General features: G+C 51.0%; 14 protein-coding genes. 1 reads left to right on the forward strand and 13 read right to left on the reverse strand.

Annotated features, from left to right (window positions below; all coding sequences use genetic code 11):
* Nucleotides 1-39: 39 nt before the first annotated feature.
* The 13 genes from radC to A3844_RS21765 form a co-directional block, all read right to left on the reverse strand.
* Nucleotides 40-729, reverse strand: coding sequence for a RadC family protein (gene radC, locus A3844_RS21705; protein ID WP_074086582.1), 690 nt, complete (start codon nt 727-729; stop codon nt 40-42).
* Between the two features lie 15 nt (nt 730-744).
* Nucleotides 745-1,359, reverse strand: a complete 615-nt coding sequence (locus tag A3844_RS21710; protein WP_074086581.1) for a Maf family protein — start codon at nt 1,357-1,359, stop codon at nt 745-747.
* A 35-nt stretch (nt 1,360-1,394) separates the two neighbouring features.
* Nucleotides 1,395-1,640, reverse strand: a complete 246-nt coding sequence (locus A3844_RS21715) for a DUF4321 domain-containing protein (protein ID WP_074086580.1) — start codon at nt 1,638-1,640, stop codon at nt 1,395-1,397.
* Between the two features lie 287 nt (nt 1,641-1,927).
* Complete coding sequence (locus A3844_RS21720) at nt 1,928-3,094, reverse strand: SPOR domain-containing protein (protein ID WP_074108432.1); 1,167 nt, start codon at nt 3,092-3,094, stop codon at nt 1,928-1,930.
* A gap of 76 nt (nt 3,095-3,170) precedes the next feature.
* Nucleotides 3,171-4,343: a glycosyltransferase gene (locus tag A3844_RS21725; protein WP_074108433.1), complete on the reverse strand. Its 1,173-nt coding sequence runs from the start codon at nt 4,341-4,343 to the stop codon at nt 3,171-3,173.
* A gap of 192 nt (nt 4,344-4,535) precedes the next feature.
* Complete coding sequence (locus A3844_RS21730; RefSeq protein ID WP_074108434.1) at nt 4,536-5,717, reverse strand: glycosyltransferase family 4 protein; 1,182 nt, start codon at nt 5,715-5,717, stop codon at nt 4,536-4,538.
* 201 nt (nt 5,718-5,918) lie between these two features.
* Nucleotides 5,919-7,097, reverse strand: a complete 1,179-nt coding sequence (locus A3844_RS21735; protein WP_074108435.1) for a GGDEF domain-containing protein — start codon at nt 7,095-7,097, stop codon at nt 5,919-5,921.
* A 49-nt stretch (nt 7,098-7,146) separates the two neighbouring features.
* Nucleotides 7,147-8,307 carry a GGDEF domain-containing protein gene (locus A3844_RS21740; protein ID WP_074108436.1) on the reverse strand — a complete coding sequence of 387 codons (1,161 nt, stop codon included), beginning with the start codon at nt 8,305-8,307 and terminating at the stop codon, nt 7,147-7,149.
* Nucleotides 8,308-8,446: 139 nt separating this feature from the next.
* On the reverse strand, nt 8,447-9,823 hold the full coding sequence (murC, locus tag A3844_RS21745) for a UDP-N-acetylmuramate--L-alanine ligase (RefSeq protein ID WP_074086574.1): 1,377 nt from the start codon (nt 9,821-9,823) through the stop codon (nt 8,447-8,449).
* 7 nt (nt 9,824-9,830) lie between these two features.
* Nucleotides 9,831-11,207: a bifunctional folylpolyglutamate synthase/dihydrofolate synthase gene (locus A3844_RS21750; RefSeq protein ID WP_074108437.1), complete on the reverse strand. Its 1,377-nt coding sequence runs from the start codon at nt 11,205-11,207 to the stop codon at nt 9,831-9,833.
* Nucleotides 11,208-11,213: 6 nt separating this feature from the next.
* Complete coding sequence (locus tag A3844_RS21755; protein ID WP_074108449.1) at nt 11,214-13,850, reverse strand: valine--tRNA ligase; 2,637 nt, start codon at nt 13,848-13,850, stop codon at nt 11,214-11,216.
* Nucleotides 13,851-14,411: 561 nt separating this feature from the next.
* The gene (locus A3844_RS21760) at nt 14,412-15,680 is read right to left on the reverse strand and encodes a LysM peptidoglycan-binding domain-containing protein (protein ID WP_083606962.1); all 1,269 of its coding nucleotides are present in this window, start codon (nt 15,678-15,680) and stop codon (nt 14,412-14,414) included.
* Between the two features lie 139 nt (nt 15,681-15,819).
* Nucleotides 15,820-17,235 carry a glycosyltransferase family 4 protein gene (locus A3844_RS21765; RefSeq protein ID WP_074108438.1) on the reverse strand — a complete coding sequence of 472 codons (1,416 nt, stop codon included), beginning with the start codon at nt 17,233-17,235 and terminating at the stop codon, nt 15,820-15,822.
* 161 nt (nt 17,236-17,396) lie between these two features.
* Between A3844_RS21765 and A3844_RS21770 the strand changes: the two genes are divergently transcribed.
* Complete coding sequence (locus A3844_RS21770) at nt 17,397-18,638, forward strand: GGDEF domain-containing protein (RefSeq protein WP_074086570.1); 1,242 nt, start codon at nt 17,397-17,399, stop codon at nt 18,636-18,638.
* Nucleotides 18,639-18,732 lie beyond the last annotated feature (94 nt).

Genomic DNA, 18,732 nt, shown 5'->3' on the forward strand with positions numbered 1-18,732 from the left:
CTTGTATTCTCCTTTTCCTTGTATCTCTGGACAATTGTATTACATAAAACCTTTTTCCTTCAAACTTACAAAACTGCTGTCTCCAATAATCAGGTGATCCAGCACATCGATCCCGACAATCTCCCCGGCCTGAAGCAATCTTGAGGTTAAGGAGATGTCCTCCGGACTGGGCGTAGGATCACCGCTCGGATGATTATGTGCGCATATGATAGCTGCGCTGCTGCATTTCATAGCTGCCCTGAACACCTCACGGGGATGCACAATGGAGGCGTTGAGGCTACCCATGGATAATGTCTCCTGCGCAATAACATGATTTTTCGTATTCAGAAAGAGGCAGACAAAATGCTCCTTCTGCAGATAACGCAGCTGCTCGGTTAATATCTCCGCCGCATCCTGTGGAGAGCGGATAATGACCGGATCGGTCAGCCGGGAATTCGCCATTCGTCTTCCCAGCTCTATGCCAGCTTTGAGTTGCACCGCCTTGGCAGGGCCGATGCCTTTGATATTCGTCAGTTCTTCAATGCTCAGGTCCGCCAGCCCGCGAAGACTGCCTGCCTGTCCCAGAATCCGCTGGGCAATATGAATAGCCGATTCTGCCCGCGTACCTGTACGCAGCAGGATGGCCAGCAGCTCTGCTTGACTTAGTGATTCTGCCCCATAATGCATCATGCGCTCTCGTGGTCGTTCTTCATGGGGGAGGTCCCGCAGCATTAATAATTGCGACTCCATCCCTATCCCTCTTTCCTAATCCGATCCTTGAAGGCCAAGCACTGAGATGCCAAAATCGGACAACATCTCCCCAAGCAGTGACAGCGGCAATCCGACCACGTTAAAATAACAGCCTTCAATCCGTTCCACCAGGGTGGCGCCCAGCCCTTGGATCGCATAGGAGCCAGCCTTATCGGCAGGCTCTCCGGTCGCTATGTAAGCGGAGATTTCATCCAAGCTCATCGCTCTCATGGTTACAGAGGTTACCCGGTGCCGGACTACAGTCTTCTCTTCAGGCAACCCTATGCAGGCTACTCCGGTATACACCTGGTGTGTCCGGCCCTGCAGCAGCTTAAGCATGGCTCTGCTGTCCTGCGGGTCCAACGGCTTGCCGAGCACTTGGCCGTCCAGTACCACGATTGTGTCACTGCCAACGATAACGGATGCACGTTCACCAGCAGATGACAGGACTGCCTCCGCTTTGCGGAGCGCGAGACTGCGCACAATATCCTCAGGTGCAAGACCTGGAGCCGTGCTCTCATCCGCATCGCTCGAGATCACCTTAAAGGGCAAGCCCAGCAGCGTTAGCAGTTCCCGGCGGCGCGGAGAACCGGAGGCAAGAATAATCTGTCGTGAGTTGTCATGCTCCACTGTAGTAGCGTCCCTTCTGAAGTGAACAGCGAATGCTATAGTCTCCGGTAGAGCCAAAGGGCCGTAATAATTCCTGCAAGACTGAGCAGACACAATTTCAAATGAATAGTGATGTCGTAAGTTATGATGTCCAAATCGGCTTGCGGCGACCATTTGAGTACAGTCGAGGCTGTAAGAAAAGACAAAGCTTTTACAGGTTCCAGCAGTTTGGCGATCCACGCCCCGGCTAGCCAGCCCAGAATTAGAAATAACAGCAGTATTCCCACATTTTTCTTCTTCATCTAAGTCTTCCCTCGCCATTTTTTGACACCCTAATTATTATACGGTGAAACGGAGTTCAATACAAACGTAAAATCCGGTACGGAAATGATTACCACTTCCCCAATGGAATTCATAGCTGTATGCCAATCATTGGTATGTTATATAGCACATCTGTATCGGCTGGGACCTGCGAAATAGACTACATAGCATCAGTGAATCATTCAGCTCCCCAAAATAACAGTACTCCCCCGCCCGGCAGATTGCCGGAATCGGGGGAGTACTGTTTCTAATTCATGAAAAGAAGCATTTAGGTCAGGGCTGCCAGCAGGCTCTTCTGACCGGTGAGGAAACTCATCATGGCCTCCTGCACCTCCCACAACAAACCTTGAGCTTGGTTCTTGTTATACTCGTTCAGCGCGGAAATCCCCTGGCTCATAGATTTCTCCAGCCCGGCACAAAGCTTTTGAGCTTCAGCGGGCAGGCCCGGCTCCAATGCTTTGACCGCTTCGGTCCACTGCATATGAAGTGTACTGACCTCTGTACTCTCCGCAGCCTCTTCCTGCCCGCTTAGTTCGGCCGCGGAGAGCCTGCTGAGCTCACCCAGCAGCTTCCCGCTGGCAGCGAAGTAGTTATTCACAGTTTCTGCTTGCCCGGTGTAAGCGGCTTCTGCCGCTGCAGGGAGTGAAACCTCCCTAACATATAGCTCAATACCCTGGTTCTTCAGACCGCTGCTGAGGAGCTTGGCCTGCTCACGGTCCGGCGACATTCCCGCATATACCCGGTTGCCGTCAGCCGGATCGAGACCGGCTGCAAGTCCTGCATCCAGCAGTTCCTGACGGGCCTGCTCTGCTCCTGCCGGAGTGCTGAACACACCGTACTGCAGGAGATAATAGGTCTGTTCTGCAACCTGTACAGAAATGGGGTTCACTCCCGCATTTTTGCTTATATCCTGCGGCAGAACAGCAGTTGTACCCTTACCTTCCTGCACAGCAGAGTTAACTCTCGGCGTGTTGGAACTGCCTGTAAGGCTTCCGCCGCCTATAAAAGACAAGGCAGCATATCCAAGTAGAATGCCGATCCCCAAGGCTCCGGCTATGGATAGGGCTAGCTTCCACCAATAGGAGGGACGGCGGGTATGGTAGGAACCTCCAAAGCCACTCCCTAGAGCGGAAAGGTCACTATAGTGCTCCGTCTCCGTTGCCCAGGCTGTAGCATAGTTGCGTTCCTCCTGGTCCACTTCATGCTCCTGTGCCGGAACAAGAGCAAACTGCGGTTCCCCCTCCCATAAATCAGGCGCATGACCGGATGGAAAAAAATGCGATTTGGGTTCTTCGAAGGTCCCCATTCCGTCCCGCTGCTCTATTTCCGTGTAATCTCTGGCAGTACCCAGCCCGGCTCCTGATCTGCGCTCGTTTGATTCAGGTTTCTTGCTGTTATCCACTTCAAACTTGAACGTCATTCTTCCGTTACTCAAAGCACACACCTCACTATCGTCTATTCTATAAGGAAATATATGATAGACGAGAGATGGATATGCTATGTTGATATAATTACACGAGGCTTAGTACTTTGGCCTGAACTTTCTTCATCTCATAGTGATTTACCAGCGTCCGGTAAGCACGGTCAGCGATAAGGGAGCCAAGCTCGGGGGACTGCAGCAGCTTGATTGCATGTTCGGCCATAGCAACAGTGGTACCGGCCAGCAATATATTCCGCCCGTGCTCACAGTTTAGCGCCTCCGCACCTTTAAGGCTGGTTACTACCGGAGTCCGGAGTGCCCAGGCTTCCAGAATCTTTTTCTGACTGTGGCTGCCTTCACGCAAATATACCAAGACTGCCTTGGACCGGCGTATGTATTCAGCAGCTTGTCCGGGTTCTTCAATAACCTTCACGGAAGAATCCGCTCTGGAGAGGGCCAGCACCTCGGGATGTACTGCGCTGCTTACAATATAGCATTGAACATCAGGTACCTCGGCCCGGATCAACGGGTAAATTTTCTTATGAAACAACATGACGGCGTTCTTGCCTTGAACAGTATGCATGTCCCAGTGAAGCATGATGCCGTTCTCTTTGCATACCGGATCGGTAAATTGATACTCCTGCAGATTCACAAATGGAGGTACAACGTGTACCTTGCCTGCATTGGCAAAAGACAGTGCCTTAAATGACAAGGCATCCCACTCGCTGGCGGCCAGCAGCAGACCGGTTTTGCTCATCAGCTTCCGCTCATCGTGCCGGACCCGGGCCTCGTTTATTTTGCGGTAATGATGCCTGATCTTACGCTGGACAGTCCCTTCCCTTTCCACAGTCCTGCTCACGGTTCTCTGGGCATCCGTAACAATGACTGCACCGGGAAGCAAGGTAGCAATCAGGTCGATAAAGTTGCCCAGCAGACTGTGGGATATAAATACATGACTGTAGGCGTGCTGGCTGCAGAGTTCCTTAATCTCCGTCCGCAGTTCTTTTCCGGCGTCATGGGAGGTTTGGGAACGGAGCCTGTCCAGCGGACGCAGCAGTGTTCTCCGGGGATCAACGGCCTTACCTGCCCGGTGGAGGGTAAGCGCAGGACTAAAATTAGCAAACCGCTCCCGGGCTCCCGGGCAATACTCCAAAAGGTCGATATCAAATTTCTCCAAAAGGATCACAAGAAAACTTTCTGTCCGAAGCTCCGCTCCCTCACTGCATTGATTATGGGCTGAAAGGAACAGCATTCTTTCTCTCATGGCTCTGTCTCCTTGATAATCTATGAAATACTTCAGTCGTCATGTGCAGATATTTGCGCAGAAAAAAAGCAAGCGGATGACATCCCGCCGCTTTTCATGAAACTTTAGATGTAGAACAATAGTACCGTATTCCCTCGCGAAATATTGTCGATTTATGGAGTAAAAAATTCTTTTTTTGAAAAACGATACCATTCAGACCAAACTCAGCAGCTTCTCCCGTACACTTTCGGCCTCATAATTGGCAATCAATGTTTGATAAGCCCGGTCCGCCAGCACTATTCCGCGTTCATGATCCTGAAGAAGCTGAATCACACTGTCCGCAAAGGTTGCGGGGTCATCGGCAATCATAATGTTCCGGGAATGCTCATAGAGCAATCCTTCTGCTCCTTTCGTGGTTGAGACGACGGGTGTCTTCAACGCCCAGGCCTCCAGGATTTTTAGGCGGGTGCCGCTTCCCTCCAGCAAGGGCGCAATAACAACTTGAGCTTTACGCACATAATCTGCAACACTGTCGACATAACCGGTGATCACAATCGAAGGGTCATTTTCAGCCAATGCTGCGACCTCCGGGTGTACATCCCTGCCCACGATATACCACTTAATCCCCGGCACCTTCAATTTGATGAGCGGGTAAATCTCACGGTTGAAATACGTTGCTGCGTTAATATTCGGAAAGTAGTTCATATTACCCGGTAAAATAATCCACTGCTCTTTGGGAGTTTTCACATTAGCCAGATAATCGCCCATACGGATAAAGTTGGGAATCACATGGACTTTATGCGAATTCCCGAGAGAAAGTGCTTTGAATGCCAGTCCATCCTGTTCCGAAGTGGTCAGCAGCAGGTTCGTTTTGTCCATCAGCTTAAGCTCATCCCGCTTCGTCCATACGGCATTGAGAGTATAAAACAGTTTCGCTGCACCTTTCTTCCCGGCTGCCAGCTGTCCGGAGAGTCCACTCTCGAAATTGTGGGCATCCGTGGTGATTACAGCCTCAGGTAGTGCTTCACGCACGATATCAATGCAGCTTCCAAGCAGGCTATGGGATATAAAAATATGACTGTAGCTGTTCTCACGGCACAACCCCATAATCTTGCTGCGCATATCTACATCCACATGACTCATGTAGGAACTGTTGCGCCATTTATATAAGGAGCGGAGCATAGCTTTACGGTAATTCATTGTTCGCTCTACTTCGTGTATTGCAAGTCCCGGCGTTTTCTCCTTTTCCGCTGAAGACTTTGTGTTGCTGTAAGTAAGCAGATCCACATCATATTTGGCCAGTAAAATATTCAGTATATTTCCAGTTCTCAGCTTGCCGCCGCTGTCCTGGGGAAAAGGATTTTCTGCGGATATGAATAGCAATTTCTCCCTCATTGTTTTCGTCTCCTACTCTCCAATAGTCTGATATCTATCTACTTCGTGAAGTATTTAAGATATATTACCCCAATTTGCACCGTTTTTTTGTCGTTTCATGTATTTTCCAAAAATAATTTTCAAAAAATGGATTTCCACACCAAAAAGCGCTCCTGCCCCGGCTGAGGTGAAAGAACGCTCCTGTTATTGTTGTTATTTAGGTTACGAACTCCCAGGGGTTTCCCGGCTTCGCACCACTCGGTTTCTTCCTTGCTGCTTAGCTTGATACAACGCCGCATCGCTTAGTCTGTACAGTGTATTCAAAGGAACCCGCTCCCCCGAGTGGACCGTGATGATGCCGATGCTCACCGTGTAAGGCATCGGAATGCCATCGATCACAGCATCCAGCACACAGCGGCGCAGCTGTTCGGCGGTTCTTCCACTGGTTTCCTCATCCGAGCAATACAGCAAAACAGCGAATTCCTCACCGCCAAATCTGCCGAACAGGTCGCTATCACCAAGCTGGCCCTGTATTTTACGGGAAAAATCCCCTAGCACCTTGTCCCCGGTATCATGTCCGTAAGTATCATTCACATTCTTGAAATGATCGATATCGAGTAATAGAAAAGAAAAGGGGATATTCCCTTTGGCCAAATCGGCAATCTTGGAGCGGGCACGCTGTACAAATGATCTGCGGTTAAGGATTCCGGTCAGTTCATCGAAGGTGGCGACCCTTTCCAGCTCCGCATAGGATTGTTCGCGGGACAGAAGCATGAAACCTGAAGTGCCCAGAAACATCAGCAAATACACACCGATATAGTACAGGGTTTGAAGGATTTCCGGAGCAAAGGAGTTTCTAGCCGCCGGCGTATAGAATGTTAAGGCTGCCCGCCCCAGCAAAGTCAGGATCACTATTCCATAGAGCAGGCCCATCATTTCCTGCAAAGGTGTTTTTTTGCCCTTTATCCCTAGGATGTAAGCTGGATACACTATAAACAACACCCCGGACAGCGTTGCCGAGGCGATGTGCAGTGGCTTGTCAGGATACAGAATATAAATAAGCAGCAGGGAAAGAGCGGACAATCCCGCCAGGGAAAAATAATAGGTTCTGATCCGGCCCGAATAGGCCCCCAGCAGTTTCAGGAGGGAAAAAGCTTCCACCGTGCCTGCCGCCAAGCTCAGGAGGACGTTAAGCGGAAGAGTGAACCGGAGGCCAAGGAAGTCCTCTTGCATCAGGAGCAGCACGATAACCAGTTGAAGAAGCTTTGCCGCCACAAACAGTCCGGTGGTTCTATCTTTTGACTGGCGTGAACGGTAAGCTATAACAAGAAGGACTGTAAATAAATTCCCGAAAAATAGACAAACCAGCAGTGTATTCAGATCCAGATGGACGGCTATCAAACTCACTCCTTGGTGGTGGAACCCTATGTATGCCGCTATCCCGGCCATTCTAACCAGACCGTACTACACGGTTTCGGCCTAGCTGCTTCGCCTGATACAACGCCTGGTCACTAAGCTTATACAACATGTTCAGGGAAGTGAGGGGGCCCGGAAGGACTGTAACGATACCAATACTGACTGTGTACTCCCCGGGATATGTAAAGCTGGAGGCACCCTCCTCCACGGCTTGCCTTAGCTGCTCAGCCCTGCAACCGCTGTCTTCTTCGTCAAGTCCGCAGAGTAAAACGGCAAATTCCTCTCCGCCTACTCTGCCGAACAGATCAAAGGTTTTGAGATTGCTCTGGATGGTGAACACGAAATCCTGCAGAACTGCATCGCCAACGTCGTGGCCCTTCGAATCATTCACTCTTTTAAAATGATCAAGATCCAGCAGCAGCAGAGAGAAAAATTCCTGTTTCTTCACTGCATGGGCCAGTTTCTGTTCCGCTTCCTGCATAAAAGTCCTGCGCCCCAGGATTCCAGTCAACCCGTCATAGGTTGCCATTCTTTTTAACTTCTCATAAGTGTGTTCATTGGATAAAAGAATAAAAGCTGACGAACCTACGATCAGCAAAAAGAACATGCCCAGAAAATATAAATACTGCGGCAGGTTGGGCGAGAGCGCTCCCATACCGGGTTCCAGAAACAGCGCAGTCATCGACCGGATCAGCATCACCACCGCAAAAAGGAAAAAAATGAACCCCATCAGTCCCTGCAGAGGCGAGCCTTTTCGATTCTTCATCAAACGGAATGCAGGATAAACCATAAACAGCACCGCCCACAGCGACGTGGTGGCTACCCGTATATTCGGTCTGTTATAAAACAAGGCAACACTTCCGTAGCTGATCACACTGCAAACGGAGATTGTCCAATAATACAACTTAGCTTTGCGTCCAAACAGCCCCGTCATCAGAAGAAGCGCAGCAATCTCCAAGCCTCCCCCGGCTAGAATCAGAGCGTTGCTAAGAGGTATTGCTATATAGCGGGGCATCACATTCCATACCAGGAACGAGGACCAATAGGCCACTTGCAGCCATTTCGCAGCTATAAACAGGGTGGAGGCTTTGTCTCTGGACGAATGAAGACGATAGAAGCTTGTAAGCAAAGCCGTAAACAGATTTCCAAAGATAAATAGATATAACAGTGTTCGGATATCAAGCTGTACAGCCATAAGTCACACCACCATGTGCGGGGGAATAGATAAATGCTTGTCCCATTACAAGCAAAAACGGTATAGCCGTCCCTTTAGTATAAAGAGCGGTATCCGTTTCTGCGTAAAATGTGCAAATATTAGATTGTAGGCTTCAGGCTCAGTGTTTTTTCAGTTCCTCTGCCAGTGCGTACCCAACCTTCCAAATGTCTCCCGCTCCCATCGTAATCACGAGATCACCTGGAGCAATCCGGCCCTGCAAGTCAGCTAATACAGCTTCCTTGGTCGGCAGATGTCTTGCGCTGGCATTGCTGTTCTGAACAATTAATTCCACCAGCTTGGCGGAACTGACACCTTCGATCTGCTTCTCTCCGGCCGGTGAATAAATGTCAGTGAGAATCACTTCATCGGCTTCACTGAACGCACGGCTGAAGGCATCCAGCAGGAAAAAGGTCCGTGTATAGCGCTGCGGCTGGAATACGGCAATAATCCGTTTGCCCGTTGCCTTGGCTGCGCTGATGGTTGCCTGAATTTCTGTAGGATGATGCGCATAATCATCGATGACAAGAATATCATTGATCTCCCCGAGCACTTGAAAGCGGCGTTTGGCGCCATGGAATTTCACGATGGACTCTGCGATCGCCTGGAATGGAATTCCGGCTTTCAGACAGGCAATCACTGCTGCCATGGAGTTGTACAGATTGTATTTTCCGGGAATGGACAGCTCAATGCGTCCCAGCACCGTACTGCCAAAATTCATGGTATAGGCCACCTGCCGGTCACCTAAAACGATGTCCGTCGCAATGTAATCTGCTACACCCGAATGAATGCCGTAGGTGATGACGCTGCCTTTGACCTCAGGCAACAGCGAGGTTGCTGTTTCATCATCCGCACATACAATCGCCGTACCGTCCTCACGCATCTGATTCATGAATTGAACGTAAGCAGCCTTCAAGCGGCCAAAATCACCCCCGTAATTCTCCAGATGATCCGCTTCAATGTTCGTTACGATCCCCAGCCAAGGATGGTACTGCAGGAAGGAGCCATCGCTCTCATCCGCTTCGGCCACGACGTACTCCCCTTGTCCGGCCTTGGCATTCGTGCCGACATTCATAATTTCCCCACCGATAATATAAGTTGGGTCCACTCCGCAATCTTCCATAATCAACGCAATCATGGAAGAGGTCGTGGTTTTGCCATGCGCACCGGCAATGGCTACGCCCTTGCGTTCATTCAGCAGCCGGGCCAGCATTTGCGAGCGGTGCAGGACCGGAATCTTGAGCCGTTCCGCTTCTACCCATTCCACATTATCACTTGAAAGGGCCGTGGAGTATACGACAAGATCCGCGCCTTTTACTTGCTCGGCTGTATGTCCAATATACACTTTGGCGCCTTTGGCTATTAATTTCTCGGTCAGTTCCTGAGCCACCACGTCGGAGCCCGTTACCGTATATCCCATTTCCAGCATTACCCGGGCAATCGCGCTCATACCATAGCCGCCGATCCCTATAAAATGCACACGTTCAGTAGTATCCAACAGTTCGTCACCAGCCTTTTTCAGAATTGGGTTGCCGTAAAAGCGTACTGCGCACATCAGAAATCAAATACAGCGTTCCGGAGACGACTGCAAGGTCTTTCTCCGCTGTGATCGACTGCAGAAGCTGCAGCGCCCTACCCCAATCATGTTCTACTATAATTACCAAATTTTCTTTGGCATATTTCTCCCGCAGACGTTCTGCGATAGCCTGCAGATCTTCCGCGTCCATTTTCTTCCGGAAATCCGGTTCGGTCAGGATGAGCGTATCCACTATAGGCAGTATATGCTTGAAGTATGACTCATGATGCTTATTTGCCAGCATCCCCATGAGCAAATTTAATTGATTGTACTTGTAAAACTGCGGCAAACTTTTGGCCAGACTCTCCGCGCCTTCGGGGTTATGTGCCCCATCCAGCACGATCCGCGGCGAAGAATGCACTTCCTCGAGTCTTCCCGCCCAAAAGGTGCTGCGGAAGCCTTGCTGCACATCCTCGTCTTCCAGCATAAAAGCCATGTATTGACGCAAGACCTCCAGCGCCATCATCGCTCCGGCTGCATTACTGAGCTGGTGCTCGCCCTTCATTGCGATGTCAAGCTCAAGCGAACGGAAAGGACCCTTGAAGGTAAAAGACTGCAGGCCTTCCTTGAATGTAGCGTTGCTGTAGCTGAAATCATCTCCGGCAAGGTAGAGTGTGGACCTGCTGGCAGCAGCTTTTGCCTTGAGTACTGCGATTGCTTCCGGCTGGCTAACACAGCTGACGGCAGGAACACCCGGTTTGATGATCCCGGCTTTTTCACCCGCAATCTCTTCTACAGTATCCCCCAGAACATCGGTGTGATCGTGACCGACATTTGTAATGATAGACACAATCGGGGTTACAATATTCGTTACATCCAGCCTTCCCCCAAGACCAGTCTCCCATACGACAACATCGGGGTAGCAGACTTCCGCATAATAGAGAATGGCCAGAGCGGTAGCAACTTCAAACATTGTGGGTGAGCCCAGCTCAGTCTGTGCAATCTCTTCGACCAGCGGATGCAGCTTGTTCGCAAGCTCTGCCAGCACCTCTTCAGGAATATCCGTTCCATTGTACTGAAAACGGTTCGTGAATTTGGTGATGTAAGGGGACGTGAAGGTGCCCACGCTGTACCCGCTGTTCATGAGTACACTGGTCAAAAATGCACAGGTCGAGCCTTTGCCGTTCGTACCCGCCACATGAATGAATTTCAGCTTGCGCTGGGGCTGGCCCAGTAACTCCATCAGCCGTTCAATCCGTTCCAGGCCTGGGCGGATGCCGAAAGGAATCAGGCCGTTAATCCAATCCACTGATTCTGTATAAGAACTTAAGGGAGCGGTTCCGCCGCTCCCGATCCACTCATCCATAGTCGATTATCCTCTCAGCTCTGCGATGCGGGCTAGCACTTTTTCACGTTTGGCAGAGTAATCCCCCTGCTTTGCCCGTTCCTCTTCGATGACTTTAGCTGGCGCTTTGGCAACAAAGCCCTGATTGCCGAGCTTCTTCTCCACGCGCTCTACTTCGCTGTTTAGAAGTTGCACTTCTTTTTCCAGTCGGGTAATCTCTTGTTCGATATCAATCAGACCTGCAAGCGGCAGCAGCAGCTCTGCTCCCGTAATCACAGCGGACATGACCTTATCCGGTGTTTGCGGATTAAGGCCTGCCTCGAAGGAAGAGGTGTTACAGAAACGCCCAATGTAGTTATCGTTGCGGGCGATAATGCTTAGTGTTTCTTCGCTCGCGGCTTTGATGATCAGCTCTACCTTTTTGCTCATCGGAACGTTGACTTCAGCACGGACATTGCGGACCGCACGGATCACATCCATCAGCAGGTTCATTTCCGCCACAGCCTGTGGCTGCTCCAGTGCAGCTTCGTACTTCGGCCATTCGGCCAGCATAATGGTATCCCCTTCATGCGGCAGATGCTGCCAGATTTCCTCAGTGATGAACGGCATGAACGGATGAATCAGACGCAGCGTACGGTCAAGCACATAGGCAAGCACTGATTGAGTCTTAGCCTTGGCCGCAGCATCCTCACCATACAGCGTAAGCTTGGAGAACTCGATGTACCAGTCGCATAGGTCATCCCAGATGAAGTTGTACAAGAGACGGCCGGTCTCGCCATACTCGTACGCGTCAATTAGACGCGTAATATCACGAGAAGTTTCGTTCAAACGATGTAAAATCCAGCGGTCTGCTGTCGAAAGCTCACCCGTAATGTCAATATCTGCAAAGTTTACGCCCTCCAGATTCATGAGCGCAAAGCGCGAGGCATTCCATATTTTGTTGGCAAAGTTACGGGCCTGCTCGACCTTCTCAATACGGAAACGAAGATCCTGGCCGGCGGTGATACCCGTGGAAATCATATAACGCATGGCATCCGCGCCATATTGTTCAATAACATCCAGCGGATCAATCCCGTTACCGAGCGACTTGGACATTTTGCGTCCTTCTGCATCTCGTACCAAACCATGTATCAGCACATCGGAGAACGGCTTCTTCCCTGTAAATTCAAGCGCGCTGAAGATCATCCGGGCTACCCAGAAATAGATAATATCGTAAGCGGTAACCAGCACATTGTTCGGAAAATAACGCTGATAGTCGCTGCTGTTCTCATCCGGCCAGCCCATTGTGGCAAACGGCCACAGATTGGAGCTGAACCAGGTGTCAAGAACGTCCTCATCCTGCTTCAAGTCATCAAGTCCGCTGATTTCGCGGGCTTCCTCTTCGGTATCTGCTACAAATACTTCACCCGTAGATTCCGAGTACCATGCCGGAATGCGGTGTCCCCACCACAGCTGGCGTGAAATACACCAGTCACGCACATTTTCAATCCAGTTCAAATAGGTTTTCTCAAAACGCTCCGTAACGAAGTTAACTCCGGACCCATCCTTTTGTGCGGCGATGGCTGCCTCGGCCAGCGGCTTCATCTTTACAAACCACTGGGTGGACAGATAAGGCTCAACTACGGCTCCTGAACGTTCGCTGTGTCCAACCTGGTGTACATGGTCTTCAATGGACACCAGAACGCCCTGTTCCTTGAGGTCCGCGACGATATTCTTGCGGCATTCACTACGATCCTGGCCCTGGTAAGGGCCGGCTTCTTCGTTCATCGTCCCGCTCTCATCCATCACATTGATCTGCGGCAGATTGTGGCGCAGTCCCACCTCGTAATCGTTCGGGTCATGGGCCGGGGTGATCTTCACAGCCCCGCTGCCGAATTCCTTATCAACATAATCATCGGCAATAATCGGGATCTCTCTTCCAATGATCGGCAGAATCAGCGTTTTGCCAATAAGATCTTTATAACGTTCATCCTTAGGATGTACCGCTACCGCTGTATCGCCAAGCATGGTTTCCGGACGTGTGGTTGCTACCGTAATGAAGCCGGTGCCGTCTTTAAGCGGGTAACGAAGGTGATACAGATGTCCGTTAACTTCCTTATATTCCACTTCGATATCAGACAAAGCCGTACGTGCGGCCGGGTCCCAGTTAATAATCCGTTTCCCTCGGTAGATCAGGCCTTTGCGGTACAGCTCAACAAAGACTTGGCGTACCCCTTTGGTCAATCCTTCGTCCAGAGTAAACCTCTCGCGCGAATAGTCCAGAGACAGCCCCATTTTGGCCCATTGTTCATGAATGGTCTCGGCATACTGGTCCTTCCAGGACCATACCTGCTCCAGGAATTTCTCACGTCCCAAGTCATGCCGGGAAATGCCCTGCTGGCGCAGCTTCTGCTCCACCTTCGTCTGGGTCGCGATACCTGCATGGTCTGTTCCCGGCAGCCATAGCGTATCGAAGCCCTGCATCCGCTTCGTGCGGATCAGAATATCCTGCAGCGTGAAATCGAGCGCATGCCCGATATGCAGCATGCCCGTCACATTCGGCGGGGGAATAACAATACTGTAGGCTTCTGCTTCCGGACGTTTACCGGCTTCAAAGAAGCCATGCTCCATCCAGTAAGCATACCATTTCTGCTCTGCCGCCTTCGGATCATATGTGGTCGGCATATCGCTTTGTTTGCTGCTTGGCGCTTGTGGCTGTTCCGCATCCTGCAAATCAGTCAGCTCAGCCGTTCTGTTCTTGTGGTCAGCCATAGTTGAACCCTCCATTTGAATAACAAGTTATAAACACAAAAAGACCCTTCGTCTCAAAGGACGAAAGGTCATTCTTTCGCGGTACCACCTTTGTTTCGCACTATACAAAAAATAAACCCTCGCCCCGGTTCCTCACGGTTCCAAAAGCTTAGCGCGACACTCATGCAGATAACGGCTGCGTCCGGCCACATCCTACCCTGTGCATCACATCTGCGCAACAGGCTTAGAAGGGCGACTCCGGGGCGACTTCGGGGGCTGCATCCTGCGGAAATTCACAGCAACTACAAATTCCGCTCTCTGAAGGGCTAACCGCCTACTCTTCCCGTTCCCAGTCTTTTGATTTTACTTAATCCCATAATACATTCAGTACTATTCCTAGTCAACCAGCATATGCACAACTGCGATTCATATACTATACCCCATCCCACGCAAAAATCCCGGCCGCACCCGGCCGGGACTCTTACTTAAGCCATCTCAGGGGATGTACAATACCTGACCTTCCTCTACATTCTGTCCGGAGAGTCGGTTGTACATCACCAATTCCCTTGTACTTAGCTGATATTTCTCTGCAATCGTGTCCAATGTTTCTTCCCGCTGGACAATGCAGAGCCGGACTTTGCGGAACAAGTCCGCGCTGCCCCGGCCCCCGATGAACCGGCTTTTCCATTCTGTATTATTACCGGTATCCGGTGCTGCTGCTGGCGGTGCCGGCGCCGGGGCATGCTGTTCCTCCTGTTCCTTCCGGGCCCGGCTGGAGCTGAGAAGGGAAGAGAAGGTAAGCTGCTCCCGTTCTTCTTCCTTCGGTTCTTTTTTGCTGCCAAGACCAATTTTCAGGTCAGGTTTCTCCTCGGATACAGGCTCTACATCGGGAGATGCAAAAGCCCCATTGTTCTCATTCTCCTGCTGGGGTTCTGCTACAGCTTCAGCTTCATCCGGCAAGCTTGCTGCCTTCTCCACAGCTTCCGCGAGGTGTGGAGGCTCTTCCTGATACACAGAATGGATCTCTAGAGCTGGCTCACCCGCCTTTGCCTCCAGGACATCATAACCGGTATGAGCATCGAGACTGTGAGTCCGGACTTTGGCTTCCTTGTCCTTTGGCTGTGGCTCAGCTACTGCGGCAGGCTGGTTGTAACCCTCCTCTGCCGGAAGCTCCGAATTCGGCAGAGGAGCCGAAGCCTCGACACCGACAGCATTGCCATGCCCGCTTCCTTGATCATGTGCCGTAATGTCAGTTGCTCCTTCGCCATAGGTCCAGAGCGAATTCTCATAGAGTGCATCATTCTCATGCTCAATCTTGTCAGCAGGAGCTACCTCTAACCGCTCCTCATCTTCAGCAGAATAAGCTACTGTATATTCCTCCTGCTGCCAGGCTGGCTGCGTATCACCGCTCCCGATTCCGCGCAAGGATAGTACGCCTGTGATATTGACTGTACGCATCGTAAGCAGGTCAATATCAAAATTCTCGATCTCCACCCCTATGTCTTCAAGCGAGCTGACCCGTGTCAGCGGAACTGTGATTTCTACGGGAATCGCATGCTCCAAACGCTGGGTCCGGTCATCTTCTCCTCGGTAGAGCCCGGTAAGCAGCAATTGACCATACAGCTCGGCACGGTCCTCCCGCTGAATTACCTGGATGTCCGGGATCAGCTCAACCTCTTCCAGCTCAGCGATTCCCGGAAGTTCTGCAGGCAGATGAATGCGTTCATAAATATCAAACCGCAAGCCGTGGGACTGGTCAAACACGGGAAATGTCCTCCTTCTTGGCATAATCTAACCCTGAGACAAGCCCAGAGCATAAGCCCAAAATGTTACTCCCCTCATGTATATGCTTAAATCCGTAAGGCATGACAACTTTGGACACAGCCTATACCAGGGAATGCCTCTACTCTTTGAGAGCCATTTGGGCATCAGGAATGCAATAATCCTGCGGAAGCCCCTCACGCAGAGCATGAGCCAGCGGACGGTCAGGGGGCATATGTTCCAAAATATCGGCAGGATGAAATGCCTGAGGTAGTCTAATACGCCCCTCACCTTTATTGAACCTTCTGGGAGCGGGATAACTACTCTGCCCATGCTGCATCGACAGGGCTTCATGATACGCCTTCAGTGTCCCCGCTGCCATGCCATCCAGTGTACGGTTATGCTCAGCCCAGCTACGGGCCTGCTTCCCTGTCCGCAGCCGCAGTTCGTCATCTTGAAGCAACTGTTCCAGCTGCACCGCCAGTGCCATGGAATCCTCTGCCGGTACGACAAATCCTGTGACCCCTTGCTGCACCATTTCCGGCATCCCCGCCGTTCCGGCTACAACCGGCGCAATTCCGGCAAGCTGAGCCTCCGTCACCGAAAAAGGCTGTGTGTCCTGCAGGCTGGGCTGCACATAAATATCCGCGGCGGTCAGAGCAGCTGGAATATTGTCCATTTTCCCGGTGAAAAATACCCGCCCCTGCATTCCCTGGTCCAGCACCTGCGCCTGCAATTCTTCTGTAAGGCTGCCAATTCCGGAAATTGCACATACCCAGTCCTGACGGCTGTGCTGCAGAATTCCCAGAGCCGCAATCAGCACATGTACTCCTTTGATATATTCGAGACGTCCGGCGTACATAATTACTTTGAGTCCGTCTCCAAACTTAAGCGGGGCCGGGAGCGCTGCCTTCGCGTCGTACTGCTTCACATCAATTCCATACGGCAGTATACGAATTGGCGCTTCACCCGCATCCTGCCGGTTCACCAGCCTTCCTATCCAGTCCGAAGAAACCAGAATAAGGTCAGAGGACCGGACTCCCATTCCTTCGAGCCGGCGGAAATACCGCCAGATCGCCCGTTTTTCATACTCTTTTCGGGTAAGCGCCGGTTCAAGGCCTTTATATTCAAAATAGGATTCATACGCCAGCGCTCCGTGAAAGCTCGAGACCAGAGGCTTACGCACCTTCATAATCCGCCGGAGAGCATAGGCAGAAATAGGGTCCTGCGCATGGATCACATCATACTTCTCCAGACCGAGAACCGCTGCCCCGCCTTCAAAGACGTAACGGCCCAGCTCAAAGCTGAAGATACCATGCTCCAGATGCAAATGGGGAAACCGGTCCTTATCGAGCTGTGGCAGCAGCACGTTATAGAGAGTTTTTTTGTCAAAGGAAATTCCCTGGTCCAGCAGATACAGCGTATGATCTTCTGCACGGCTTCCCATCAGCGTAACCTCATGTCCATACTCATTCAGCTTGTCAGCCAGCTGCTTCATATATGTCCAAATCCCGCCCATATTCGTAAGCCCCCAATAGGTGACCAGCAATATCTTCATCCGCTTCTCTCCCCGGTTCCAAAAATAAAACGAACAAAATATTATATGAACTTCCCCCATGCCGGGACATGGACAAATGGCAAATTTTCTAAAATAACTTTTAATCACAACCCGAAATTTTCGGGTATAATCGGAATAACTCCTGAAAGGAAATCAACGTTATGTCCAAAGCAAGGGTATTTGACCTTTTTCTGTTTTTTGCCTCTGTGGCCATAGCTTTCGGCGCGAGGCACGCTATAGTGCTAGACCATACATATCTCAAAGCTCTGATCTTATATTGGGCTTTTTCAAGTATTTATTATCAACTGCGCATTGTGACCCGAAGCGGCAATTCGAATATAGATTACGCGATCAGCTACACCTCCTCTTTCGGGGTTTTCGCAGGGCCTATGGGCACACTTCTGTTCGAGGTACTATACCGGTTTACGGTGTTTTTCTATAAAAAGAAGACCAAAACCGCGGACCCCGGAGAATTTCTGGACACCTTTTACAATATCGGTTCCTTTACCATTGGCGGTTCGGGTGGGTACTACCTGTACACGCTGCTCCATCCTTATGCCGCACATATGCCACTGGGCTACTGGCTGCTGTTTCTTCTGGTAGTCTGTGTAACGACGCTCCTGTCGGCGAGCTTCCTGACGCTTACCTTTGCACTCTCAGGTGATATCACCACCCGCAAAGAAGCTATGGACCTGCTGCTGCACAACAGAAATCTGCTGGACTTCAGCAAGGTAACCTTGACGAATGCTTTGCTGCTGCGGCTGCTGCAGATGGAGAAATGGGAAATGCTGATTGCGCTCTTCCTGCTGAACTATGTCGTGAGCATCTCCTTCTATTCCAAATCACAAAGCGCCCAGCATAAATTTGAACGGGACAAGTTCGAGCAGATGGCCTACCGCGACTTTTTGACCGGAACCTTCAACCGCGCCCATATGGATAAGATGATGAAGGAGCTGAACCACAGCAACGAGTGCATCGGTATCGTGGTGGCGGACATCGACCGGTTCAAAAAAATCAACGATACCTATAACCACGCCGTCGGTGACCGGGTGATCATCCACTTTGCCAATACGCTAAAGTCGCATATGCAGGAAGAGGACATTCTGTTCCGCAGCGGCGGCGAGGAATTCACCATGTTCCTGAGACACAAATCCTTTGAGGACTGCCACGCGCAGATTCAGGGAATTCTGGACACGATTGCCGGACACAGCGTCACTGCCGAGTATGAGGACCAGCGGATCAATGTTGTGTATTCAGCTTCCTTTGGCTTGTATTATTACAAGGCGGAAGTGGGGCAGCGGACCTCTATGGAAAAAGGGTATGTGTATGCCGACCAGCTGCTGCTGGAATCCAAGAAGCTTGGCCGTAACCGGCTGTCGTATAAAAATGAACTGGAAGCCTGAGCGGGCAGATGCCCTGTTGTAGCTGCATTGCCCTTTTCAGGGACGGTACCTTTTTTGCATAAAACGGCTGGGCCGTCCTTTACTGGACAGTGCA

It is taken from the genome of Paenibacillus helianthi (assembly GCF_001909055.1).
GTDB lineage: Bacteria > Bacillota > Bacilli > Paenibacillales > Paenibacillaceae > Paenibacillus_AQ > Paenibacillus_AQ helianthi.

What these genes read in the sequence shown, in the direction of transcription:
- radC (WP_074086582.1), bottom strand. Translation starts at nt 729, where the DNA reads ATGGAGTCGCAATTATTAATGCTGCGGGACCTCCCCCATGAAGAACGA.
- A3844_RS21715 (WP_074086580.1), bottom strand. Translation starts at nt 1,640, where the DNA reads ATGAAGAAGAAAAATGTGGGAATACTGCTGTTATTTCTAATTCTGGGC.
- A3844_RS21725 (WP_074108433.1), bottom strand. Translation starts at nt 4,343, where the DNA reads ATGAGAGAAAGAATGCTGTTCCTTTCAGCCCATAATCAATGCAGTGAG.
- A3844_RS21730 (WP_074108434.1), bottom strand. Translation starts at nt 5,717, where the DNA reads ATGAGGGAGAAATTGCTATTCATATCCGCAGAAAATCCTTTTCCCCAG.
- A3844_RS21740 (WP_074108436.1), bottom strand. Translation starts at nt 8,307, where the DNA reads ATGGCTGTACAGCTTGATATCCGAACACTGTTATATCTATTTATCTTT.
- A3844_RS21750 (WP_074108437.1), bottom strand. Translation starts at nt 11,207, where the DNA reads ATGGATGAGTGGATCGGGAGCGGCGGAACCGCTCCCTTAAGTTCTTAT.
- A3844_RS21755 (WP_074108449.1), bottom strand. Translation starts at nt 13,850, where the DNA reads ATGCCGACCACATATGATCCGAAGGCGGCAGAGCAGAAATGGTATGCT.
- A3844_RS21765 (WP_074108438.1), bottom strand. Translation starts at nt 17,235, where the DNA reads ATGAAGATATTGCTGGTCACCTATTGGGGGCTTACGAATATGGGCGGG.
- A3844_RS21770 (WP_074086570.1), top strand. Translation starts at nt 17,397, where the DNA reads ATGTCCAAAGCAAGGGTATTTGACCTTTTTCTGTTTTTTGCCTCTGTG.